This is a genomic window from Pontibacillus salipaludis (genome assembly GCF_014642405.1).
Taxonomy (GTDB): Bacteria; Bacillota; Bacilli; order Bacillales; family BH030062; genus Pontibacillus; species Pontibacillus salipaludis.
This window is the reverse complement of record NZ_BMIN01000002.1, coordinates 339,740-364,735: the sequence shown is the minus strand read 5'-3', so window position 1 is coordinate 364,735 and position 24,996 is coordinate 339,740. Positions and strand designations below refer to the sequence as shown.

Annotated in this window: 20 protein-coding genes, 1 tRNA gene and 1 other annotated feature; of the genes, 7 read left to right on the top strand and 14 right to left on the bottom strand. The window is 39.0% G+C overall.

The window, feature by feature from the left end; genetic code table 11:
* Nucleotides 1–74 precede the first annotated feature (74 nt).
* The 6 genes from IEW76_RS03830 to guaB form a co-directional block, all read right to left on the bottom strand.
* Nucleotides 75–167, bottom strand: a tRNA-Ser gene (locus tag IEW76_RS03830).
* A gap of 289 nt (nucleotides 168–456) precedes the next feature.
* Nucleotides 457–1,731 (bottom strand): serine--tRNA ligase, encoded by a 1,275-nt coding sequence (gene serS / locus IEW76_RS03825; protein WP_188651072.1) that lies wholly within the window; start codon nucleotides 1,729–1,731, stop codon nucleotides 457–459.
* A 60-nt stretch (nucleotides 1,732–1,791) separates the two neighbouring features.
* Nucleotides 1,792–2,017, bottom strand: a binding site (T-box leader).
* 38 nt (nucleotides 2,018–2,055) lie between these two features.
* Nucleotides 2,056–2,646 carry a pyridoxal 5'-phosphate synthase glutaminase subunit PdxT gene (pdxT, locus tag IEW76_RS03820; RefSeq protein WP_188651070.1) on the bottom strand — a complete coding sequence of 197 codons (591 nt, stop codon included), beginning with the start codon at nucleotides 2,644–2,646 and terminating at the stop codon, nucleotides 2,056–2,058.
* Between the two features lie 21 nt (nucleotides 2,647–2,667).
* Nucleotides 2,668–3,552, bottom strand: coding sequence for a pyridoxal 5'-phosphate synthase lyase subunit PdxS (pdxS, locus tag IEW76_RS03815; RefSeq protein ID WP_188651069.1), 885 nt, complete (start codon nucleotides 3,550–3,552; stop codon nucleotides 2,668–2,670).
* 106 nt (nucleotides 3,553–3,658) lie between these two features.
* Nucleotides 3,659–4,990, bottom strand: coding sequence for a serine hydrolase (locus IEW76_RS03810; protein WP_373285941.1), 1,332 nt, complete (start codon nucleotides 4,988–4,990; stop codon nucleotides 3,659–3,661).
* 289 nt (nucleotides 4,991–5,279) lie between these two features.
* Complete coding sequence (guaB, locus tag IEW76_RS03805; protein ID WP_188651066.1) at nucleotides 5,280–6,749, bottom strand: IMP dehydrogenase; 1,470 nt, start codon at nucleotides 6,747–6,749, stop codon at nucleotides 5,280–5,282.
* 136 nt (nucleotides 6,750–6,885) lie between these two features.
* Between guaB and IEW76_RS03800 the strand changes: the two genes are divergently transcribed.
* The gene (locus IEW76_RS03800; protein ID WP_188651064.1) at nucleotides 6,886–7,848 is read left to right on the top strand and encodes a YaaC family protein; all 963 of its coding nucleotides are present in this window, start codon (nucleotides 6,886–6,888) and stop codon (nucleotides 7,846–7,848) included.
* A 32-nt stretch (nucleotides 7,849–7,880) separates the two neighbouring features.
* Here IEW76_RS03800 and IEW76_RS03795 read toward each other — a convergent pair whose 3' ends face one another.
* The 8 genes from IEW76_RS03795 to dnaA form a co-directional block, all read right to left on the bottom strand.
* Nucleotides 7,881–8,969: an HD-GYP domain-containing protein gene (locus IEW76_RS03795; RefSeq protein ID WP_188651062.1), complete on the bottom strand. Its 1,089-nt coding sequence runs from the start codon at nucleotides 8,967–8,969 to the stop codon at nucleotides 7,881–7,883.
* 78 nt (nucleotides 8,970–9,047) lie between these two features.
* Nucleotides 9,048–11,591: a DNA gyrase subunit A gene (gyrA, locus tag IEW76_RS03790; protein WP_188651060.1), complete on the bottom strand. Its 2,544-nt coding sequence runs from the start codon at nucleotides 11,589–11,591 to the stop codon at nucleotides 9,048–9,050.
* 150 nt (nucleotides 11,592–11,741) lie between these two features.
* A complete protein-coding gene (gene gyrB / locus IEW76_RS03785; RefSeq protein ID WP_188651134.1) occupies nucleotides 11,742–13,664 on the bottom strand; it encodes a DNA topoisomerase (ATP-hydrolyzing) subunit B in 1,923 nt (640 codons plus the stop codon).
* A 56-nt stretch (nucleotides 13,665–13,720) separates the two neighbouring features.
* A complete protein-coding gene (remB, locus tag IEW76_RS03780; protein WP_188651058.1) occupies nucleotides 13,721–13,993 on the bottom strand; it encodes an extracellular matrix regulator RemB in 273 nt (90 codons plus the stop codon).
* A gap of 9 nt (nucleotides 13,994–14,002) precedes the next feature.
* Nucleotides 14,003–15,121, bottom strand: a complete 1,119-nt coding sequence (gene recF / locus IEW76_RS03775) for a DNA replication/repair protein RecF (protein ID WP_188651055.1) — start codon at nucleotides 15,119–15,121, stop codon at nucleotides 14,003–14,005.
* 29 nt (nucleotides 15,122–15,150) lie between these two features.
* Nucleotides 15,151–15,372, bottom strand: a complete 222-nt coding sequence (yaaA, locus tag IEW76_RS03770) for a S4 domain-containing protein YaaA (protein WP_188651053.1) — start codon at nucleotides 15,370–15,372, stop codon at nucleotides 15,151–15,153.
* Nucleotides 15,373–15,485: 113 nt separating this feature from the next.
* Complete coding sequence (dnaN, locus tag IEW76_RS03765; RefSeq protein ID WP_188651051.1) at nucleotides 15,486–16,628, bottom strand: DNA polymerase III subunit beta; 1,143 nt, start codon at nucleotides 16,626–16,628, stop codon at nucleotides 15,486–15,488.
* Between the two features lie 184 nt (nucleotides 16,629–16,812).
* Complete coding sequence (gene dnaA, locus IEW76_RS03760) at nucleotides 16,813–18,165, bottom strand: chromosomal replication initiator protein DnaA (RefSeq protein WP_188651049.1); 1,353 nt, start codon at nucleotides 18,163–18,165, stop codon at nucleotides 16,813–16,815.
* Nucleotides 18,166–19,049: 884 nt separating this feature from the next.
* Here dnaA and rpmH point away from each other — a divergent pair.
* The 6 genes from rpmH (at nucleotide 19,050) to mnmG (ending at nucleotide 24,994) form a co-directional block, all read left to right on the top strand.
* Nucleotides 19,050–19,184, top strand: a complete 135-nt coding sequence (gene rpmH, locus IEW76_RS03755; protein ID WP_036780566.1) for a 50S ribosomal protein L34 — start codon at nucleotides 19,050–19,052, stop codon at nucleotides 19,182–19,184.
* A gap of 307 nt (nucleotides 19,185–19,491) precedes the next feature.
* Nucleotides 19,492–19,845 carry a ribonuclease P protein component gene (gene rnpA, locus IEW76_RS03750; RefSeq protein WP_036780565.1) on the top strand — a complete coding sequence of 118 codons (354 nt, stop codon included), beginning with the start codon at nucleotides 19,492–19,494 and terminating at the stop codon, nucleotides 19,843–19,845.
* 89 nt (nucleotides 19,846–19,934) lie between these two features.
* Entirely contained in the window at nucleotides 19,935–20,699 is a 765-nt protein-coding gene (gene spoIIIJ, locus IEW76_RS03745; protein WP_036780564.1) for a YidC family membrane integrase SpoIIIJ, read from the top strand.
* The gene (jag, locus tag IEW76_RS03740) at nucleotides 20,700–21,446 is read left to right on the top strand and encodes an RNA-binding cell elongation regulator Jag/EloR (protein ID WP_188651047.1); all 747 of its coding nucleotides are present in this window, start codon (nucleotides 20,700–20,702) and stop codon (nucleotides 21,444–21,446) included. It abuts the gene before it with no gap.
* Nucleotides 21,447–21,695: 249 nt separating this feature from the next.
* Nucleotides 21,696–23,072: a tRNA uridine-5-carboxymethylaminomethyl(34) synthesis GTPase MnmE gene (mnmE, locus tag IEW76_RS03735; protein WP_188651044.1), complete on the top strand. Its 1,377-nt coding sequence runs from the start codon at nucleotides 21,696–21,698 to the stop codon at nucleotides 23,070–23,072.
* Nucleotides 23,073–23,095: 23 nt separating this feature from the next.
* The gene (mnmG, locus tag IEW76_RS03730; protein WP_188651041.1) at nucleotides 23,096–24,994 is read left to right on the top strand and encodes a tRNA uridine-5-carboxymethylaminomethyl(34) synthesis enzyme MnmG; all 1,899 of its coding nucleotides are present in this window, start codon (nucleotides 23,096–23,098) and stop codon (nucleotides 24,992–24,994) included.
* The last annotated feature ends 2 nt before the right edge of the window (nucleotides 24,995–24,996 follow it).

Below are 24,996 nucleotides of genomic sequence, written 5' to 3'. Positions count from 1 at the left end.
CTCAGTGATTACTCACTGAGGTTGTCTATATCGTTTGTGATTTTTCAATCTCCAATTTTTACGCGCATAAAAAATGGCGGAGGAGGAGGGATTCGAACCCCCGCGGGGCGTTAACCCCCTGGCGGTTTTCAAGACCGCTCCCTTCAGCCGAACTTGGGTACTCCTCCGTGTTGGCGACAATTAATAATATAACATTGTACGTTATTAAAGTCAACATTTTTCAACAATTTTTTTTATGAAATGTTGAATGATGTCGAGCGCATTTAAATATGCTCAAAAACTCAACAAAAATCATTGTACCTGAACTTCACGTATAATACAAGGGTTTTATTAAAATTTTTAATAGAAGTGTGGTTATCACCTTTAGCTTCCCAATATTGAAAAAGAGAAAGGACTTCTTTATAAGTCCTTTCTCTTTCATAACAAGTATAAGTTTTTTCCGACATTATACTCTGTTTATTGAATAACTTCCTTACCACCCATATATGGTCGAAGGACTTCTGGAACTTTTACAGAACCATCTTCTTGCTGATAGTTCTCCAATATGGCTGCTACTGTGCGTCCTAGAGCTAGTCCAGAGCCGTTTAATGTATGAACAAATTCAGGCTTTCCTTTCTGATCACGACGGAAACGAATGCCTGCACGACGTGCCTGGAAATCTCCAAAATTAGAGCAAGATGAGATCTCACGATACGTATTATAACTAGGTAACCAAACCTCGATGTCATATTTCTTTGCTGCAGTAAATCCAAGGTCCCCCGTACACATGTCCATGACACGATAAGGTAGATTCAATAACTGTAGTACTTTCTCAGCATGGCCTGTCAGTTGCTCAAGTGCATCATAAGACTCTTCAGGTTTCACAAATTGCACAAGCTCTACTTTATTAAATTGGTGCTGACGAATTAAACCACGCGTGTCACGACCAGCAGAACCCGCTTCAGAACGGAAACAAGCACTGAATGCTACATATTTACGCGGTAGGTCTTCAATGGACAGAATTTCTTCGCGGTGATAGTTTGTAACAGGAACTTCTGCAGTAGGTGCTAAGAAATAGTCCCATTCCTCTACTTTAAAAGCGTCCTCTTCAAATTTAGGTAGTTGCCCTGTACCTGTCATGCTTGTGCGATTAATCATGTATGGGGGTAGCATTTCCTCATAATCATGTTCTTCTGCATGTAGGTCCATCATAAAGCTCATTAGAGCACGCTCTAATCGGGCGCCTAACTTTTTATAGAAAGTAAACCGGCTCCCTGTTACTTTAGCTGCTCTCTCAAAGTCTAAAATGTCTAAGTGATCCGCCACGTCCCAGTGTGCTTTAGGCTCAAACGAAAATTCAGGAAGTTCTCCCCACTCGCGGGCCACTTGGTTATCGTCCTCATCGCTTCCAACTGGTACGCTTTCGTGAGGAATATTTGGAATGGAAAGAAGAAGTGTTTCAAGACGTTCCTCTACTTCCTTTAGTTCTGTATCTAATTCTTTGATACGGTCCCCTACTTCACGCATTTCTGTAATTAAATGATCTGCATCTTTCTTTTCCTTTTTTAATGCAGAAATATCTTTAGATACCTCATTGCGTTTTGCCTTCAGTTCCTCTGTTTCACGAATTAACTCGCGGCGACGCTCATCAAGTTCCCCAAATGTATCTAAATCTGAAAGGTCTTCCCCACGATTTTGAAGTTTACTTTTTACTTCATCAAAATTAGTACGTAAGTATTTTAAATCTAACATGTTATTTCCTCCTTATAGATGTATACTGCATACAAAAAACTCCCGCCCCTTAATCAATTGATTAGGGACGAGAGTTTGTATATTCCCGCGATGCCACCCTTATTGAAGGCATAAATCACCTTCCGGCTTACTTTCTAGTAACGATGCGTCAGCACCGGATATGCTTACTTGTCCTTTCGGCATATCTGCTCAAGGATGGATTGGCAACGCTCCTTCACTGGTTTGCACCACCCACCAGTTCTCTGTAGAAGTTCACGTTGTTACTACTTCCTATCATCACGTTTCGTATATTTGTTGTTATGAAGAAGAATAGCGAATTTCTTGCTAAGATGCAAGTGTTTTCTTTGATTCTTCAACCATTTTTACAAAATGTTCGGTTAAGCGATGGTCATCTGTTAACTCCGGATGAAAAGCGCATGCGAGATAATGGCCGTCCTGAGCCGCTACAATTTTATCACCTTGCTTGGCTAGAACTTCTGCTCCCTCGCCCACTTCTACAATATATGGTGCCCGGATAAAAACAGCTTCATACTCCTTCGCAACGCCTTTAATGTCTATGAATGCCTCAAAACTCTCTCTTTGGCGGCCAAACGCATTTCGTTCGACCATCATGTTCATTAAACCAAGGTGTGTTTGATCTTGTCCTTGAATTTTTTGGGCTAATAAGATTAAGCCAGCGCATGTTCCAAAGATCGGCTTTCCACTTTTCCCAAACTCTTGTAAAGGCTCAAAAAAGTCATATTTATCAATTAAACGACGCATGGTTGTGCTCTCTCCGCCTGGTAATATTAGACCGTCAATATCATTCAGTTGAGATAACCGCTTCACAATTACAGCTTGAGCTCCGCTTGCTTCTATAGAACGTACGTGCTCACGAACAGCTCCTTGTAAACCTAAAACACCAATTACAGTCATGATGCATTCCCCTTTTGTCAATTACATGCTGCGATCTTGCATACGATCAGAAGGTTGAAGCGTAGACATCTCCATACCTTTCATAGCAGTTCCAAGACCCTTAGAAAGTTCTCCGATTAGTTTATAGTCATCATAGTGAGTTGTTGCTTCTACTATGGCACGAGCAAATTTCTCTGGATTATTGGATTTGAAGATACCAGAACCCACAAACACACCATCTGCACCTAGTTGCATCATTAAAGCTGCATCAGCAGGTGTTGCAATACCACCAGCAGCGAAGTTCACAACAGGAAGACGACCTTCTTCTTTAATTTGAAGAAGAAGTTCATACGGTGCTCCAATATTTTTAGCATAAGTCATTAGCTCATCTTCATTCATGCCTATAACTTGGCGAATTTGGGATTGAACTTCACGCATGTGACGAACGGCTTCAACGATGTTACCTGTTCCAGGTTCACCTTTTGTGCGAAGCATAGATGCCCCCTCACCAATACGGCGCGTTGCTTCACCAAGGTTACGACAGCCACAAACAAATGGAACAGTATAATCATTCTTCTTAATATGAAATACTTCATCTGCTGGTGTTAATACTTCGCTCTCATCAATATAGTCTACGCCCATAGACTCTAATACGCGAGCTTCTACCACATGACCAATACGAGCCTTTGCCATTACCGGAATCGATACAGCGTTCATTACCTCTTCAACAATGGTTGGGTCAGCCATACGGGCAACTCCGCCAGCTGCGCGGATATCTGCCGGAACGCGCTCAAGTGCCATAACTGCAACAGCACCAGCCTCTTCTGCAATCTTAGCTTGCTCCGCATTTACAACGTCCATAATGACGCCGCCTTTTTGCATTTCTGCCATACCTCTTTTAACACGATCTGTACCTGTTCTTGACATGAATATTCCTCCTACTCCGAATGTGCATCATAGTTATTAAAAGAATTAAACTCTTCTAAAAATATTGTATAACAAACCACTCTAAAAGCCTACAAATTTACTAGGTTTAGAACCAACCTTTTACAGTGTCCACAACGCTTGTAAAGATATCAGCAAAGAAACCTGTAATGGCTCCAATCATAAGCATAAACCAATTTGATTTCTCTACTTTATCTTGTGTCACAAGTTCAACATTTTCGTTCTGTTCACCATCGGCAGTAATATACCCATTATTGTTTTCGCTATTCACCAATGTAACTGAACCTACTTTTTGCCCTTTTTTAATAGGAGCAGTTAATTCACCCTTATCGTTTAAAGCTGATTCATCAAGTTTGTACTCTACACTGTATTGTTCTTCTGTACCCTTCTCAATCATGGTCGTAAGTGGCGCATTTGAAGCAATTTGAACAGCATCTTCTTTCCCTTTGGTTACAGGAACTGTCTTTTTATCTTCAATTTGATACCCCTTAGGATATAGTTCTTTCTTTTCAAATTGATTGAAACCATAATCCAATAATTTTCTCGTTTCTTCAAAACGAGCTTCCTTACTATCGGTTTTCATAACAACAGAAATTAGACGTTGACCGTCTCTTTCAGCAGTTCCTGTAAAGCAGTATCCTGCTAAGTCCGTCCATCCTGTCTTTAACCCGTCCATACCTTCGTAACCATATTGTGATAAGTACCCAGGCATCTCAGGAAGCATCCAGTTTAAGTTCTCAATTCTATCTCCTTCAAACTCGGTAGTCGTCATACTAGAGACTTCAAGAGCATCTGGATGATCGTTAATTAAACGGTAGGCTAACAATGCTGCAGAGCGAGCTGACATTAGGTTGTCCGCATTTGGCTCCGTACCTTTTGGAACATTTTCTCCCAGGTCCGTGTTTGACAACCCAGTTGAGTTAACAAACGTTGCGTCCGGCAGCCCTAGTTCGTCTGCCTTATCATTCATCATTTTAACAAAGTCACCTTCTGATCCTGCCACAAGTTCTGCTAACGCAATCGTCGTTGCATTATCAGAATTAATCGCCATGGCTTCATAAAGCTCTCTGACTGTATAATCCTTATTCTGTTTTAACCCTACACCAGAGAAAGCCGGATCAGCTGAAATGCTGTATGGATAATCGGTAATCTGAGTCGTCGTATCCCAGCTAATCTTTCCTTCTTTAATGGCTTCTAATACTAAGTATTCGGTCATCATTTTTGTCATACTAGCGGGTGGCAATGCTACATCTGCATCTTTCTCAAATAGTATTTTACCAGTTTCCGCGTCTACTAGAATGGCTGTTTTAGCTTGCACATCTACCGCTGCCGAAGTTGTAATCGGTTTCGTTAGCATGGAAGTAAATGATACAAGTACCATTATTAGCATGATAAAGGGTACTTTTAATCTAGTTTTCAACGTCCTTCAACCTCCAAAAAGATAGTATACATATGACGCTATTTTATCATAGGACGACTTAATAGAGAAACAGACTTTCCGCCCGTTATGGCGGAAGCTGGCTACTATACGTCATATGTTTGAAACCACGCATCCCTCACCTATTCACTTTAGACAAGGCTATATGTAATAGGAATAATATAGTTAAGTGAAGAAGCTTAGAGGAATCTATTAAAAGAATGAAGCCCAGATTAAAATAATCTGAGCTTCATTAATTGCAAATGCTCCTTATCATTATTCTAAGACTTGATCAGACAGAGTAGTTAGGAGCTTCTTTTGTAATCTGTACATCATGAGGATGGCTTTCACGCAATCCTGCATTGGTAATTCGAGTGAAGCGTGAATTATGGCGAAATGCTGTTAAATCAGCAGTTCCACAGTAACCCATGCTTGAACGTAGACCACCGATTAATTGATGGACTGTGTCAGCTAGTGGTCCCTTAAATGGTACTCGACCTTCTATGCCTTCTGGCACTAATTTGTTTGCCTCTGAGGATTCTTGGAAATAACGGTCTTTAGATCCTGACTTCATAGCATCTACTGAGCCCATGCCACGATAAACCTTAAATTGACGTCCTTGGAAAATGACTGTTTCTCCAGGGCTCTCTGATACACCAGCAAACATACTTCCAATCATAACAGCATGTGCACCAGCAGCAAGAGCTTTAGCTATATCTCCTGAGTACTTAATGCCACCATCTGCAATGACAGGTACACCGTATTGTTTAGCTTCTAATGCGCATTCGTATACAGCAGAGATCTGAGGAACACCTACACCAGCAACTACACGTGTTGTACAAATAGAACCTGGCCCTATACCGACTTTAATAATATTTGCCCCAGCTTCAATCAAATCGCGAGTTGCTTCTGGAGTTCCTACATTTCCTGCAACAATATTTAAATGAGGGTAAAGGTTACGAACAGAAGCTACTTGATCAATAACACCTTGAGAGTGACCATGCGCTGTATCAATTACAATCATATCAACACCAGCATCAACAAGTTTCTGAATACGAGTATCACTATCTGCAGTTACTCCTACTGCAGCACCAGCTAGTAAGCGACCAAATTCATCTTTAGCTGAGTTTGGAAACTCGATGACCTTTTCGATGTCTTTAATTGTAATGAGTCCCTTTAGTACACGGTTGTCATCTACTAATGGAAGTTTTTCTATTTTATAAGTTTGAAGAATCTTTTCAGCTTCCTCTAAAGTTGTGCCAACTGGAGCTGTAACAAGATTATCACTTGTCATAACTTCGGAGATCTGAATAGAGTAATCTTGAATAAATCGCAGGTCTCTGTTTGTAATAATTCCTGTTAACTGTTGATCCTGTTCGTTATTCACAATCGGAACACCTGATATACGATACTTACCCATTAGATACTCAGCATCGTAAACTTGATGTTCAGGTGTTAGAAAGAATGGGTTTGATATAACACCACTTTCACTTCGCTTTACACGATCAACCTGCTCAGCTTGTTCTTCAATGGACATATTTTTGTGAATCACACCAATACCACCTTGGCGAGCCATTGCAATAGCCATTTCTGCTTCTGTCACCGTATCCATACCTGCACTCATTAGTGGTATGTTAAGCTTCAAGGTGGAAGACAACTCCGTTTTCACTTCAACATTCCTAGGAAGAACATCAGATTTCCCCGGTATTAAAAGCACATCATCAAACGTCAAACTTTCTTTAGCAAACTTATCTTCACGCATTGATTACCCTCCTGACAAGTATTCATGTTTTCTGCTCATTAGGACAAACTAAAACCTATAAGTTGTTATATTGTAGATTACAATACGTTATAAAAAGGGGATTTTCAACTGTTTTTAAGAAAGTGAGGCCTCTACATTGAATATCCGAAATATTCTGTCCATTTATACAAAACTTCAATCTTCTCCACTTTCACAGCAATACTTACAAAAATGTTATGAAAGTCTCGACGTGGATGCTGAACGGAAGAGCTATGATAATACGTATCGACTGATCTATTACTTAGAGCATGGCCAGACCTTTTATAAACAGGCAGAAGAGTCTCCATTATCGGTCCAGCCTATCCTTTACTTTTATGGGATGGCCCAGTTTATTAAAGCAGCAATTTTAACACAGCGCCCGGATTATCCTGAATCCACAAGTGTACTAGCTCATGGCGTTACTAGCAGAAAAAGAAAAAAGCAAAATTATTCATTTTTACAAGACGAGGTAAAAATACAGAATAAAGGGCTTTTCTCATACGTTTCAGAGCATATGTTTCACATGGAACATTTTCCTAAAGAAAAATTCACTATGGATGAGCTGCTTAGAAGAATTCCAGAGATGAAAGAGATCTATGGTTTTTTAGATACTCCCTCTAACGGTTACCCAATAGGTCATAAAGATGGTAAAGTACTTACAATACCTATATCAATCCTTGATGATTACCATTGGAGTGAGAATTATTTCAAGCAGCATATCCATTCCATTCTCCCGGAGTGTGAAGAAATAAAAATAGAACAACATTCTATAAAGGTCTTAGTAACGTCGCCTATATCTACTATTCACAATCCTTACCTATACGTTAATCATGAGGATGAACAATTATTTATCCCCAATCAACGATCGTTACAATACCCATTACCTGAACTGCTTTCTCACTACTTAATTCTATATAACCTAAGTATGCTCTCTCGCTATGAAACAGAATGGTGGGGGGACATCCTTCATTCATACACGAGTGAAGATCTTGTATATATCCGAACATTCCTTGAGATTAGCAAGACTAAAATACCTTGGTTAATAGCGGATTTCCTCGCTTCTCATGTCACTAAAAACTAACGTCACCCACTACATAGAATGGGTGACGTTACTTATGAAATAATCTCTTCGATATAAAGATCTCGGTAGTACTTCAAATGGATAATTTCATCACTATGATGCAAGCGAATCATAGGTCTGGTTGGGTGCTTAGATTCTATAAATACAATCTCAGCCATTTGGTTATTAGACAATCGCACTTTCATCCCTGATGATAAGCTTGTCATACTTTGTACAAGCGTTTGAATAATCGTAGGATCAAATTTACCAAACTGTTGCTGTAACAATTCTTCTAAAACCTTAAATGGAGATTGTTTGGACCTATAAACTCTTTCAGATGTCATGGCATGGTAAAGGTCTGCTACAGCAATAATTTTACCGAATGTATGCAACTTACCGCTTGAAACCCCTAAAGGGTAACCGCTCCCATCCAATCGCTCATGATGTTGCAATACACCAAGTCTCACCTCATTTTTTAGAGCAGGAACCTTTTCCACTAATCTATAAGAATAGGTTGGATGCTTTTTCACTTCATTGTATTCATAGGAAGTTAAGGGCCCTTTTTTTGATGTGATTTTCTCATCAATTTTAGACATTCCACAGTCACTTAAGAAACCAGCTATGCCAACTTGAATTTGTTCACCTTTTGAGTATTGAAGCTGCTCAGCGAGAAGAGCTGATAGTAAGGCTACAGCCACAGCATGGTGATAAAAGTAGTCATCCTTGCTCGTATAGTGATGTAGTGAGTAAACTTCGTTTTTATGATCGGAAACTTGTTCTATTAGAGGTACGATCACTCGCCGAACAGCACTTATATCAATTCCAAATCCCGACTGCCATTGATGAAACAGGTTTTTATAGGATTGGACTGCATACAAATACTGATCTTTAAAATCTGTTGCTATCATTTCTTGAACATTCACATGTTTTTCGGGCTCTTCCTGAACTTTATGAGGTAAAAACGGGTTGCCGTTTGACAGTTTCTGCCCCACCTCGACTTCTTCAATTAAAAACTTATGTAAAATTGTAATGTGAATAGGCTTCACAACAGTATTCTTCGGTACAATTGGGCTATTTGTTTTTCCCATAACATCACTCATAACAATACAACCAGGAGTCAGCTGTCCAGGGTGTACACGCATGCTTTTCCCCTCCAATTTGGACATTTAAAGTGTTTGATGTAAGAAAAAGGAGATGTTTGTACATCTCCTTTTCTTTGACTACTCTTCTTCTGATGTTGGGTTTTCTTCGATGATTTCTTCTTGCTCAGTAGGTAATCGCTCATGATCTTCGGCTTGTTCACTAGGTTCTTCAAGCGTATCTTCTTCTTGCTCTTCAGTTTGGATACGTGCTACTGTTGCTACCTCTTCACCCTCTTGAAGGCGAATTAGACGTACACCTTGAGTGTTACGACCTGTCTGGGAGATACTTTCTACAGCCATTCTAATTAACACACCTGCTTCTGTGATAATCATAACGTCTTCATCTCCCGTCACAGCTTTAACAGCTACAACTTCTCCATTTTTCTCTGTAATATTACAAGTACGAATACCTTTACCACCGCGTCCTGTAATACGATATTCGTCAGCCGGTGTTCGTTTTCCGAAACCTTTAGTCGTTACGTTGAGGACTTGAAGACCGTCTTCAATGATTTCCATTGAAACAACTTCATCATCTTCTCGTAAGGAAATACCCTTAACTCCGGCCGCTGTACGTCCCATAGTTCGAACATCTTCTTCTGGGAAACGAATGAGGTAACCGCCTTTGGTACCAATCATAATGTGTTTATCCCCATCAGTCATACGAACTGAAATGAGCTCGTCATCTTCTCTTAAATTCAAGGCAATTAGTCCACCACGACGAATATTAGCAAAAGCAGATAGAGTGGTACGCTTAGATATTCCTTGTTTCGTTGTGAAGAATAGATACCAATCGTCCGCAAAGTCATCAACGGAAATAACAGCATTAATCCACTCATCTTTTTCAATTTCTAGCATGTTGATGATTGGAATTCCCTTAGCTGTCCGACTGAATTCAGGTACTTCATACCCTTTCGCCCGGTATACTTTCCCTTTATTTGAGAAGAACAGTAGCGTATTATGCGTTGAAGTTGAAAGAAGGTGCTCAACGAAATCATTTTCGTTTGTCCCCATACTTTGAACTCCACGTCCGCCACGTCTTTGAGAACGATAGGTTGTGGCCGGAAGGCGTTTGATATAACCTTGATGAGTTAATGTAACAATGACTGTTTCTTCAGGAATTAAGTCCTCATCTTCAATAAAGTCTGTTCCTCCTGCTACAATCTCAGTACGGCGTTCATCAGTGAAGCGTTCTTTTACCTCTGTTAACTCTTCTCGTATAATCTCAAGAACCTTTTCATTGTCAGCTAAAATGGCTTTCAGTTCAGCAATTAACTGTACAAGTTCTTCGTATTCTTTTTCAATCTTATCGCGCTCTAATCCAGTTAGGCGTTGCAAACGCATGTCTAAGATCGCCTGAGCCTGCTTTTCAGAAAGCTCAAAGTTCGTCATTAGATTTTCACGTGCAATATCTGTTGTTTCAGATTCACGAATTAACGCAATAATTTCATCAATATGATCTAGTGCAATGCGAAGACCCTCTAAAATATGAGCGCGCGCTTCTGCCTTACGCAACTCATACTCTGTGCGGCGACGAATGACGACCTTTTGATGTTCTAAGTAATGCTCTAAGCATTGCTTTAGATTTAATACTTTAGGCTGTCCATCTACTAATGCAAGCATATTGATTCCAAAGGATGTTTGAAGGGCCGTTTGTTTATATAAGTTATTTAAAACTACGTTAGGATTCACATCTTTACGAAGCTCAATAACCACACGCATACCTTCACGGTCGGATTCATCTCGTAAATCTGTAATTCCTTCTATTTTTTTGTCTCGTACTAATTCTGCTACTTTTTCCACTAGTTTGGCTTTATTAACCTGGAAAGGAATCTCTGAAACCAGAAGACGGGATTTCCCGTTTTTCATTTCTTCGATGTCTACTTTCGCACGGATGGTAATAGAACCTTTCCCTGTTTCATAAGCTTTTCTAATCCCACTTCTACCTAAAATTTGACCAGACGTAGGAAAGTCAGGACCGTAAATATGTTCTGACATAAGCTCATCGATCGTAATTTCGCTATTGCGACTCACAGCTAATACACCATCAATCACTTCACCTAAGTGATGGGGAGGGATATTGGTAGCCATTCCAACAGCAATACCACTTGCTCCATTGACAAGTAAGTTCGGGAAGCGAGCAGGAAGCACAATAGGCTCCTTTTCCGTACCGTCATAGTTATCAGCGTAATCAATGGTATCTTTATTAATATCTCTTAAAAGCTCCATTGAGATCTTTGACATTCTGGCTTCTGTATAACGCATCGCTGCTGCTGCATCTCCATCAACAGAACCAAAGTTACCATGGCCATCGACTAACATGGCACGATAGTTAAAATCTTGTGCCATACGGACCATTGAGTCGTAAACGGCTGAGTCACCATGTGGATGGTACTTACCAATAACATCTCCAACAATACGTGCAGACTTTTTATAGGCTTTATCTGCATGCATACCTAAGTCATGCATTGCATATAGAATTCGTCGGTGTACAGGCTTTAATCCATCTCTTACGTCTGGTAAAGCACGGGAAACAATAACACTCATTGCATAATCCATAAAGGATGTACGCATCTCTTGGCTAATATTGATTTCTTTTACGTTCGGGCGTTGTTGATCCGCCATCGTGATACCTCCTATTCAATGAGGAAAAAGAGATCTTAAATGTCTCTCCGAGTTGATTCAACTAGTTCTCATATTTCTTGCTTAAGCTTACAAGCCGAACCACCATGAAAAGGGTTCGGCTTGTATGTGTTCTCTAAGCTGCTATTTATTTTAAACGTCTAAATTCTTCACGTACTGAGCATTATCTTGAATAAAGTTACGACGAGGTTCTACTTTATCTCCCATTAATATCTCAAATACTTCATCAGCTTCCATTGCATCTTGCAAGCTAACCTGAAGCATTGTACGCGTTTCAGGGTCCATTGTCGTCTCCCACAATTGTTCAGAGTTCATCTCGCCTAGACCCTTGTAGCGTTGTAAGCTAGGCTTAGGCTGCTTAGATAACTGAGACAATGTAGCTTCCATCTCTTTTTCATTAAAGGCATAATGAATAGCTTTCCCTTGCTGAATTTTATATAGAGGTGGTTGAGCTATATAAATATATCCGTATTCAAGCAATGGGCGCATGTAGCGATAGAAGAACGTCAATAGAAGCGTTCTGATATGCGCACCGTCAACATCTGCATCTGTCATAATCACAATCTTATGGTATCTTGCTTTAGAAATATCAAACTCTTCCCCGATACCAGTGCCGAGCGCTGTAATAATGGAACGAACCTCGTTGTTTGATAAAATCTTATCTAAACGAGCTTTTTCAACGTTAATAATTTTACCTCGAAGAGGAAGGATGGCTTGGTAATGACGATCTCTTCCCTGTTTAGCAGATCCTCCCGCTGAGTCACCCTCTACCACATATAATTCACTGATTTTTGCATCCTTAGAAGAACAATCAGCTAGCTTACCTGGTAAATTAGATATTTCTAACGCACTTTTACGTCTTGTTAATTCACGTGCCTTCTTGGCAGCCGATCGTGCTCTTGAAGCCATTAATCCCTTTTCAACAATCATCTTCGCTGAGTCAGGGTTTTCAAATAAAAACTTAGAGAAGTACTCATTGAAGATATTATCCGTCACGGTACGAGCTTCACTATTCCCTAGTTTCGTCTTTGTTTGTCCCTCAAATTGAGGATCTGGATGTTTAATGGAAATAATAGCTGTGAGACCTTCACGAACATCATCACCTGTTAAGTTTGGATCATTCTCTTTGAACATTTGATTTCGACGAGCATAATCATTTATAGCCCTTGTAAGCGCCGTTTTAAAGCCAGATTCATGCGTACCGCCTTCATAGGTGTTGATGTTATTGGCAAAGGAGTAAATGTTACTTACAAAGCCATCGTTGTACTGTAAGGCGACTTCTACACTAATGTCTTCACTTTCATTCTCAACATAGAAAGGCTCATGCAATCCTTCACGTGTTCGGTTTAAATGCTCCACATATGAAACAATTCCACCTTCGTAAAGAAAATCTTTCGCCTCTTGTTCTTCATTACGTTGATCATCAATCGTAATGCGAATCCCTTTATTTAAAAACGCTAACTCACGAAGACGGTTAGCTAACGTATCAAAGTTATATTCTTTCGTTTCAGTGAAAATCTCGTCGTCAGGCATAAAATGAATACGTGTACCGGTTACATCTGTTTCGCCAATGACTTTAAGATCTTCTTGCGGTACACCACGACGGTATTGTTGGTAGTGAATCTTGCCATCTAAGTGCACATATACTTCTAAGCTGCTAGACAGAGCGTTTACTACAGATGCACCAACACCATGAAGGCCACCTGAAACCTTATAACCGCCACCGCCGAATTTACCTCCTGCGTGTAGCACCGTTAAAATTACCTCAACTGCTGGACGGTTCGCTTTTTTATGCATACCAACAGGAATTCCACGTCCGTTGTCCGTTACGGTAATACTGTTATCTTTCTCAATTGTAACAGTGATGTGATCGCAATACCCAGCTAGTGCTTCATCAATACTGTTATCAACAATTTCCCACACAAGGTGATGAAGTCCTTTTTCATTTGTAGAACCAATATACATTCCTGGACGCTTACGAACAGCTTCTAATCCTTCAAGCACCTGAATCTGACTTTCATCATACGCTTGTTGATTTGGTAGATTTTCTTCCATCATCAGTCATTCACCTACATTTCTTTCCCTAGGTTATATTCTTTCGTTCCCATGGATCATTCTGCAAAGTCTTCGATATTGTTCAATGTTGAAGTCATGTTGGCACGTTTCTTAAGAGTAAAGACAGAAAGTGGACTGAAGTAAATATAGTCTTTCGTTACGACAATTGACTTTGCCTCTGCATTTGGAGATTCAAAGACTCTTTGGTTCAGTCGCTGGTTCTGAATCATTTCTTCAACTATAGAAGACGAAGTCAGCAACTCATAGTCAATTATGGATATAACGTCCCCTGATTCAATGACATGATCTTCACCAATATGAATAAACAAAGTTCCACCTCAATTCGGCCTAGTTACGCTACCTTCTTGAACGTAAAAAACGTCCGCTTTTCGTAGAGTTTCGTGCTCAATGCCATCCACGCTCGTTGTAGATACAAACGTTTGGACTTTTCCTTGAATGGTATGCAATAGATGGGATTGTCTATAATCATCTAATTCACTTAAAACATCATCTAACAGCAAAATTGGATACTCTCCAACTTCACTGTGGATCAACTCAATTTCAGCCAGTTTTAGAGAAAGGGCTGTTGTCCGTTGCTGACCCTGAGAACCATAAGTTTGAACGTCTTTACCATTTACATAAAAAATTAAATCATCACGGTGCGGCCCAATTAAAGTAGTACCCCGCTCCAATTCGCGCTTTTCAATGTCTTGAAATTTATCTTGAAATACCCTTACAAGCATAGACAAATCCATATCTTTTGATACTTCTGCTGTAGGATTATACTCAATTTCAAGCTTTTCTAGCTGTCGACTAATTCCTTCATGTATTGGCATGGCCCAATCCCGTAGGAGACCTAAAAACTTAAATCGTCTTTGAACAATCGTTGCAGCGTGCTCTATAAGTTGATCAGTTAAGATTCGCAACATCGTTAAATCGGGATTTTGTTTGCGTTGGTATTCCTTCAATAAATGATTTCGTTGCTTTAAAATCTTTTGATACTGTCCCAAATGATAAATATAAGCAGGCTGAATCTGTCCAATTTCCATGTCTATAAAACGACGACGAACCTGAGGATTCCCTTTTACAAGGTTTAGATCTTCAGGTGCAAACATGACAATATTTAATGCGCCTATATAATCGCTTAAACGTTTTTGCTCAAGATGGTTAAGCTTTGCCTTTTTCCCTTTTGTAGACGTTACAATTTCTAAAGGGAAATGCCGCTTCCGCTTAAACACACTCCCTTTAATTTTAGCATATTCTTGGTCCCACATGATAAGTTCTTTATCGCGAGGGGTTCGATGGGATTTCGCAAAAGCCAAAACGTATATAGCTTCCATAAGATTTGTTTTACCTTGAGCATTCTCGCCGATAATAACGTTAACCTTATCATCGAACGTTATATCTAAATGCTCGTAATTACGGTAGTGTTTTAAAGTTAGTTGTTCTAAATGCATAGGGAGTCCCCTTCAACTTAATTGGGAAATTAAGATTCTGATACAACCTTAAAGGTACCTACACCTTCAACTTCTACAAGATCTCCAAAAGATAATTTTTTACCACGACGATCTTCTCTTTCTCCATTAACAAAAACTGGGTACTCAGACAAGAACCATTTTGCCATTCCACCGGTTTCAATGACGTTTGCAATCTGTAAAAATTTCCCTAAAGGAATCATATCAGTTTCTATTTCAATTGATTCATACATGTATTTTTCACCCTAATTCCAGACTTGACCTTCTACCTATTTTACTAAAGATTTGTCCATAAGAAAAGCAAGGGATGACATCCCTTGCTTTTTATTTCTAGAATCAGTAGAAATCAGTAAGTTCTAACAGGTAAAATCAATTGCAATATTTGATCATTTTCATTAGGGCGAATTAAAAATGGGCGCATAGCTCCAGTGAATTGAATATTTACTTTTTCACAGTCGACTACTTTCAATGCATCCATCATATACTTTGCACTAAAGGAGATCTTAAGATCTTCCCCTTCTAAAGATTCAGCTGTTACTTCTTCTACAACATTACCTACCTCAGGAGAGTTACTTGTAATTTCCACTCGGTTATTTTCTTTGGTTGAAAGTTTAACAACACTATTGCGGTTCTCCTTAGCTAAGAGAGAAGCGCGGTCAATGGATTGTAGTAACTCTTTGGTATCAATGTAAACCGTTGTTTTTACTTCATCTGGAATTAAACGTGATGTTTCAGGATAATTGCCATCTAATAAGCGTGAAAGGAAATAAAGATGCTTCGTACGGAATAAAATTTGATTTTCTGTAACGCTAATTTCAATGGTTTCTTGAGAATCATCAAGAATTTTATTAAGTTCTGTCAAACTCTTACCAGGAATAACAACATTCTCAAATGATAACGGCTGAACATTGTTCCCCATAGGGATTTTTCTTGAAGCAAGACGATGACTATCTGTAGCAATAAAGTATAGGTCATCACTTTCCACCTTCATGTTTACACCTGTCAAGATGGGGCGTGTTTCTGAGGTGGACACCGCAAAGACCGTTTGTCGAATTAAGTCTTTTAGTAAATCGATAGGAACTTCAAAACTTTGGTTTGTTTGAATTTGTGGTAAATGCGGGTATTCTTCTGCGTCTTGGCCATTTAAGTGAAACTCTGCACTACCTGATCGAATATTTACGTTAAAGTGATCATCTACTTCTATTTCAACTGTTTGTTGAGGTAACTTTTTAACGATATCTGGGAAGTACTTAGCTTGTAAAACAATGCTACCAGGTTCAATGTTTTCAACTAGTACGATCCCATCTTCCTCTACTGGAATAAAGGACTCAATGGTTACATCAGAGTCACTTCCTGTCAGTTTAACTCCGTATTCTGTCGCTTCTACTTTCATTCCTGTAAGAATAGGAATAGTGGTTCTAGAAGAGATGGCTTTCATAACATCTTGGACGCTATTCATTAATTGATCGCGTTGTATTGTAAATCTCATGAATCAAATCCTCCTAAATGGAATTCCATTAGTTATATTTATATTATAAAAAAGGTCGTAGTAGTCGTAAGGGCTGTGAATATGTGTATAAGTGTAACTGACCCCATGAAACTAGGGATATCCACATGTGGATAGATTGTGCGTAACTTTAAGGACAACTTATAAGACTATCCACAGCTCATTTTTACGATTTTAGTGTTTCCTTTAACTCTTCTAAGTCTTTTTGTAATTGTTGATCTTGACTAAGCATCTTAGAAATTTTCTCATGAGCATGAATCACTGTCGTATGATCACGCCCTCCAAACTCTTCTCCAATTTTCGGTAGTGAATAATCGGTCATTTCTCTTGATAGGTACATGGCGATTTGTCTTGGATAAGCAATTGTTTTGGTTCGCTTTTTAGCTGCAAAGTCATCTAGTTTAATACTATATTTTTCAGCTACAACTTCTTGTATAGACTGGATTGTAATTATTTTTGGCTTAGAGCTTGGAATAATGTCTTTCAAAGCTTCAGCTGCTAATGAAGCATCAATATCTCGATTAATGAGAGAAGAGTACGCTACAACACGTATGAGAGCTCCTTCTAATTCCCGGATATTTGTATCAATTTGATTCGCAATATAAAGCATTACCTCATTTGGAATATCTAGACCTTCGGCTTTGGCCTTCTTACGCAAAATAGCAATACGTGTTTCTAAATCTGGCGGGGTAATATCAGTAATGAGTCCCCATTCAAACCGAGAACGCAAACGGTCCTCTAAAGTCGGAATCTCTTTAGGTGGTCGGTCACTAGATATGACAATTTGTTTGTTTTCTTCGTGAAGTGTATTAAAAGTGTGGAAGAATTCCTCTTGTGTTTGTTCTTTTCCAGCTAAGAATTGAATATCATCAATTAGTAGCACGTCTACATTGCGGTACTTGTTACGAAAGTTAACTGCTTTATTGTCTCTAATAGAATTAATAAATTCATTTGTGAATTTCTCGGAAGAAAGATAAACGACTTTGGCTGAAGGGTTATGATCAAGAACATAATGTCCAATCGCATGCATTAAGTGTGTTTTTCCTAACCCCACACCTCCATAAATAAATAGCGGATTGTATGCTCTAGCTGGTGCTTCTGCTACAGCTAGTGAAGCTGCATGGGCAAACCGATTTCCTGAACCAATAACGAAAGTATCAAAAGTATATTTAGAATTGAGCATACTTTGAGGAGATTCCTCTTGCTCATTTTGCTGCATATTTTGTACTTGTTTCATCGCTGGTTTTACATCATCAGGAGTTACATCTTTAGCCTCTGGAATAATAAATTTTGTTTGCAGTTGAGCTCCTGTAACTTCAAATAAAGCATCGGATATTAACTTAGAATAGCGACTTTCGAGCCAATCCCTAGCAAATTCATTGGGTGCTACGATTATGAGCGTATCATCTTTAAGAGAGTCAGCTTTTGTACTTTTTAACCAAGTCTCAAAGCTGGGTTTACTTATTTTTTCTTCTATTTTCGCGAGCGTATTATCCCAAAGCTCGTTGATATTTTCCAACAAATTTCACCCCTTTCGAGCATAAAAATAGTAAAGAAGAGTTTATGAAACAAAAAACCTCACGTATCCTACCTTTCTTGGTATATATACATAAAGAAAGGAGATCCGGAGGTGGGTTGTACAACTTTTGTGCAATCTTTAGGACTTATAATTCTGTGGAAGCATAACTGTTACTATAACAGTCTGCAGTAAACTTATAAGCACAATCCACAATATTGTTGATAAGTAAGTGCACACCATTGTGAATAGATGTCCACAACTTATCCACAGTCTGTGGAAAAGAATTTTTGGTGTGTTTGGTTGTTCATTACTAAAACACAAATATAATACCAAATAAATCCCCGAGTTGCAATGGTTTTTGGTTGGTTATCCACACTGTCTACTGCTTGTAGATAATATTTATCCACAACACTATATTTTGTGATTAACTTGTCGATAATTGGTGTGGATAGTCGAAAAATCGTTAATAAAGTTATTCACAGACAAAGTGTACAGAAAATATTGCCCTGATTAAACACGATATTTAACGTGTAATGGATAGCTATTGTTCTTCGTTAAATTGGTTGATGTAATTGTCGGGTTTACAGAAGAAGTTTAATTAAAATTGGTTTAGGGTGGAGTGAGATATCTGGAGAAAACGGATCCTGGGGAATACCTTGTTCATGTGAACATTACGAAGTGAAACATAAGTAATACTTAAAAAATACAAAAAGGTTATAATGAGCATTAAAGGTGACATGACTTGAGTATGCGTTCTAAGGATAGGTTGCATTCGTTAGAAACCTAAAAAGAAAGTTGACTTTTTATGCCTATCCTTCTTATAATGAATTGGACTGTCTTTTTAGTTTTTGAATTTATTCAATCCTCAGGGAGGTGTCTATACAATGAAACGTACATTTCAACCAAATAACCGTAAACGTAAAAAAGTGCACGGCTTCCGTAATCGTATGAGTTCTGCAAACGGACGTAAAGTACTAGCGCGCCGTCGTCGCAAAGGTAGAAAAACATTATCTGCATAGGCCACTGAACATATGTCAGTGGTCTTTTTTCTAGTTTGAACGTAAATAAAACGTATTCCTCACTAAACCATTAATAGTGGTGCTGATCTAATATTTCTTTAAGAAAATGCTGTTTCGTATGATATAACTTTTTTCTGTAGGGGATATGCTGTAAGCAGGGGGAATACGTTTTTTATGTTGAGAATAAAAGAAGAAACGACATATGATGGTCATAACTTATTTACTAGCGACTTTGCACATCTCGACGATTGAAAACTCGTGTATCTAAAGGCGCACTACGCTTTTTTTTAAGAGTGAGGATGAAATTATGAAGAAACAATACCGCATTAAAAAAAATGAAGAATTTCAGCATGTTTTTAAAAAGGGTTCTTCATTTGCTAATAGACAACTGGTGCTCTACTACGTAAAAAAAGAGGAACAACCTCACTTCCGAATTGGCCTTTCAGTAAGCAAAAAGATCGGAAACGCCGTTATGAGAAATCAAATAAAGCGTTACTTGAGACAAGCCTTTCTTGAACTTGAGCCACGAATGGAGCAAAATTACGATATAGTTGTCATTGCTAGAAAGCCAACAAATCAAATGAACTTCCAAGAGATCAAGAAAAGTTTGTCTCACGTTTTAAAGAAAACAAATCTTTTAGCGAAATCAGTAAAAGCTTAAGATTTGATATAGAAGCTTGCCAGTCACTAATGATAGAATACATGTATTACTGGAATATTACCGTTTGGGATAATAAGGAGGAAGAAACGTTGCGAAAGAAGGTCCTTTTTTTATTAACTCTGACAGGACTTCTTGTTGTACTATCAGGTTGTACTCAAATTGATCAAAACATTACATCTGAAAGTACAGGATTTTGGAATGAGTATTTCGTCTATCCACTGTCATTGTTAATTAAGTATTTCGCAGGCTTGTTTAGTGAAAGCTACGGTTTATCTATTGTAGTTGTAACACTGATCATTCGCTTGATTCTGTTGCCGTTAAACGTAAAACAGTTAAAAAGCTCTAAAGCTATGCAGGAAATACAACCACAGTTACAAGAGCTAAGACAAAAGTATAGCTCAAAAGATCAGAAAACACAGCAACAGCTACAACAAGAAACAATGCAATTGTTCCAGAAAAATGGGGTTAACCCGTTAGCTGGTTGTTTCCCAATTCTTTTACAAATGCCGATCTTAATTGCTTTTTATCATGCAATTGTTCGTACCCAGGAAATTGAAACACATAGTTTCCTATGGTTTGAATTAGGTGCACCAGATCCATTCTTCATTATGCCACTCGTTGCTGCAGCAACAACATTTATTCAGCAAAAGTTAATGATGGCTGGCACTATGGATCAGAACCCGCAAATGAAAATGATGCTTTACATTATGCCGGTTATGATTGGTATTTTTGCATTAAACTTCCCAGCCGCACTAGCACTTTACTGGGTAGTAGGTAACTTATTTATGATTGCACAAACTGTTTTTATTCGTAAGCCAATGATGAAGGATACAGAAACAGAGGGAGCGAAGTAAGTGAGACAAGTAACTGCTACTGGACAAACAGTTGAGGACGCGGTCCGTTCAGCGTTAGAGCAGTTAAACACCTCGAGGGACCAAGTTAATGTAGAAATAATTGACGAAGGCAAAAAAGGATTCTTCGGTGTGTTTGGTGCTAAGAAAGCTATTGTAAAGGTTATGATGATAACTACTAAAGAAGAAACGGTTTCAACCGCACCAGAACCAACTGAAGAACCTGTTGACCAAAAAGAAAGTACAGAAGATCAAGAAAGTTATAGTGTAGCTGAAGAACAGGTGAAAAAAACATCTGATGTGGAAGATGCAATTGAGGCAACGAAAGAGTATTTAGAGCAAGTCGGTAACCAAATGGGAGCTCCGATCCATGTAACCGTTCAGAAAAAGAGTAAAGAAGTTATATTTGAGCTTAAAGGGGATAAAATTGCTTTACTCATTGGTAAACGGGGTCAAACACTAAATGCTTTGCAGTCGTTAGCTCAGTTGGTCATAAACAAAGATGGTCATCAGTATCTTACAGCAATGGTAGATGCTGAAGGATATAGAGAAAGAAGGAAAGAGACACTTTCAGGTTTAGCAAGTCGTTTGGCTGACAAAGCCGTTCGAACGAAGACTGAGATTGCGCTTGAATCAATGCCTTCTTATGAGAGAAAAATTATTCACGCTGCTCTTCAGCATAACAAACAAGTTTCGACGTACTCTGATGGTTCAGAACCGCATCGTCATGTTGTGATTAAACCCGAATAACGTTTAAGATGCCCCTGGTCGAGGACCGGGGGCATTTCTTGTGATTGAGTCGGATGACGTGTGACAATGAAAAGAGGGGAAATGAGCGATATAAATTATCCACATGTGGATAACGCTCTGCCTATACAAATAGTTTGAAGTAAAAGCTTTTCAAAGAATTGTGTTATGTGCTAATCTAATAAGTTAGTGACTATATAAATCAAACAATTGTGGATAAAATATAATTAAGATGAGGAAAGAGGTGAGAGCATGGACACAGATACTATAAGTGCGATATCGACCCCCGTTGGGGAAGGAGCGATCGCTATTGTTCGTTTAAGTGGTCCAGAAGCGGTTTCCTTAGCTAACGGAATGTTTCAGGGTAAAGATTTAAACCAGGTTGACACTCATACGATTCATTATGGAAAGTTACTGGACCCTAAAACGAATGAAATGGTGGAAGAGGTAATGGTTTCTGTCATGCGTGCTCCTAAAACGTTCACTCGTGAAGATATAGTAGAGATCAACTGTCATGGTGGTCTTGTTTCTGTAAACCGTGTTTTAGAGTTAACTTTGTCACAAGGAGCCCGTTTAGCGGAGCCAGGTGAGTTTACTAAGCGTGCTTTTTTAAATGGACGTATCGACTTATCCCAGGCAGAAGCAGTTATGGATTTAATCCGTGCTAAGACTGATCGCGCTATGAACGTAGCTTTAAAGCAAATGGATGGTCGTCTATCCCATTTAATTCAGAAATTAAGACAAGAACTACTTGAGGTATTAGCTCAAGTAGAAGTCAATATTGATTATCCGGAATATGATGACGTTGAAGAAATGACGAACGAATTAATGATTCAGAACACAAGGCAGGTCCACCAAGAGATAGAACGACTGTTAAGAACGGCTAAACAAGGGAAAATACTTCGTGAAGGTCTTGGAACAGCTATCGTTGGTCGTCCGAACGTAGGGAAGTCTTCTTTAATGAACGCATTAGTTCACGAGAATAAAGCGATTGTTACAGAAATTCCTGGAACAACTCGTGATGTCATTGAGGAGTACGTAAACGTAAGAGGAGTTCCACTTCGTCTCATTGACACCGCAGGAATTCGAGAAACAGAAGACTTAGTTGAGAAGATTGGTGTTGAGCGATCTCGCCAAGTTTTACAAGAAGCGGATCTAATTTTGCTTGTCTTAAATAATGGAGACACAATTACGCAAGAAGACAAAAAATTATTTGAAGCGGTTGAAGGCATGGATGTCATTGTTATTGTAAATAAGACAGATTTGCCTCAACAAATAGATATGGATGAATTACGCGAAGTAGCGGGTGATCATCCAATTGTATCGACGTCGTTAATTGAAGAGCAAGGTATTGATCAATTAGAAACATCTATATCAGATATTTTCTTTGAAGGAGATATTGATACTGGTGATATGACCTACCTTTCAAATGTTCGCCACGTCCAACTGCTAAATCAAGCTAAAGAAACGTTAGAAGATGCAATGGATGGAATGAATGCGGGGATGCCGATTGATATGGTTCAAATCGATGTTACCCGAACATGGGAACTTCTTGGTGAAATCGTAGGTGATACGGTTCAAGAAAGCTTAATTGATCAGTTATTCTCTCAGTTTTGTTTAGGAAAATAAAAGTGAGTTAAGGAGAGAGAGTCATGAATACTTTTGATGCAGGACATTATGACGTTATTGTTGTTGGTGCTGGTCATGCAGGTGTAGAAGCTGGGTTAGCAGCTGCCCGTCGCGGAGCGAAGACATTAATGCTAACGTTAAATTTAGATATGATTGCCTTTATGCCTTGTAACCCTTCAATTGGAGGACCGGCAAAAGGTGTCGTCGTTCGTGAAATTGATGCCTTAGGCGGAGAAATGGCCAAAGTAATTGATAAAACGTATATTCAAATGCGTTTATTAAATACAAGAAAAGGCCCAGCTGTGCGTGCTCTTCGTGCCCAAGCTGACAAACATTTATATATTCAAGAAATGAAAAAAGTTATTGAGAATGAACCAAACCTAACGATTCGTCAGGGAATGGTTAAAGAACTTATGGTAGAAGACGGAGTATGTAAAGGTGTCGTAACAGAGACAAAGGCCGCTTATACAGCAGACTCTGTCATTGTGACAACCGGAACATTCATGCGTAGTAAAGTACTCATTGGAGATTTAGCCTATGAGAGTGGGCCTAATAACCAACGTGCTTCTACAGATTTATCTGTTCAACTTGAAGAACTTGGGATTAAGATGGTTCGCTTCAAGACAGGAACTCCAATGCGCGTAAACAGTCATTCAATTGACTATTCAAAAACAGAAATTCAACCAGGGGATGAGGTTCCACGTGCATTCTCCTATGAGACAACAGAGTATATTATGGATCAAATTCCTTGTTGGCTAACGTATACGAATGAATTTACTCATAAGATTATTGATGACAACTTAAGTTCATCTGCAATGTATTCAGGAATGGTGAAAGGTACAGGGCCTCGTTACTGCCCTTCTGTTGAAGACAAAATTGTTCGTTTCCATGATAAACCTCGTCACCAGGTCTTTTTAGAACCTGAAGGTAGAAATACAGAAGAGGTTTATGTACAAGGCCTGTCTACTTCCTTACCTGAAAACGTTCAAAAGCAAATGATTGAGACGGTACCAGGGCTTGAAAAAGCTGAAATCATGCGAGCTGGCTATGCGATTGAGTATGATTCTGTCATCCCAACCCAGCTTTGGCCAACACTCGAATTAAAAGCAGTTGAAGGGTTGTTTACAGCTGGTCAAATAAACGGTACTTCTGGATATGAAGAAGCCGCGGCTCAAGGTTTAATGGCAGGTATTAATGCAGCTTCTAAAGTACTTGGCAAAGAACCGGTTATTCTAGATCGTTCTCAAGCTTATATCGGTGTTCTTATTGATGATTTAGTAACGAAAGGAACGGACGAACCGTATCGTCTTCTTACTTCTCGTGCTGAATACCGCCTTATCCTGCGTCATGATAACGCAGACCTTCGTCTTACGGATATTGGTTACGAAATTGGAATGATCTCTGAAGATCGTTATGCTCGCTTCCAAGATAAAAAACGTATGATTAACGAAGAAATTGAACGTCTAAAAGGAATTACAATTAAAGCAACAGATCAAGTTCAAGAGGTTATTCAACAAGCGGGCGGTTCACCTCTTAAAGATGCAGTTAACGCGTATGATTTACTCAAACGACCAGAAATGAAATTTGAAATGGTCGCAAGTCTCCTTGAAGAGAGAAAGGATCTTCCTGAAGCGGTAGAAGAACAAGTGGAGATCCATACGAAATACGCTGGCTACATTCAAAAGTCAGAACAGCAAATTGAACGTATGCGAAAAATGGAAAACAAGAAGATTCCAGAGGACATTGATTATGATGATATCCATGGTATCGCTTCTGAAGCAAGGGATCGCCTGAAAGAGGTTCGTCCTTTATCGGTAGGTCAGGCTTCGCGTGTCTCTGGTGTGAACCCAGCTGATGTATCAATCTTACTTGTTTATATAGAGCAAGGAAAAATTGCTAAGGTATCTGGAGATGAAGCCTAAGC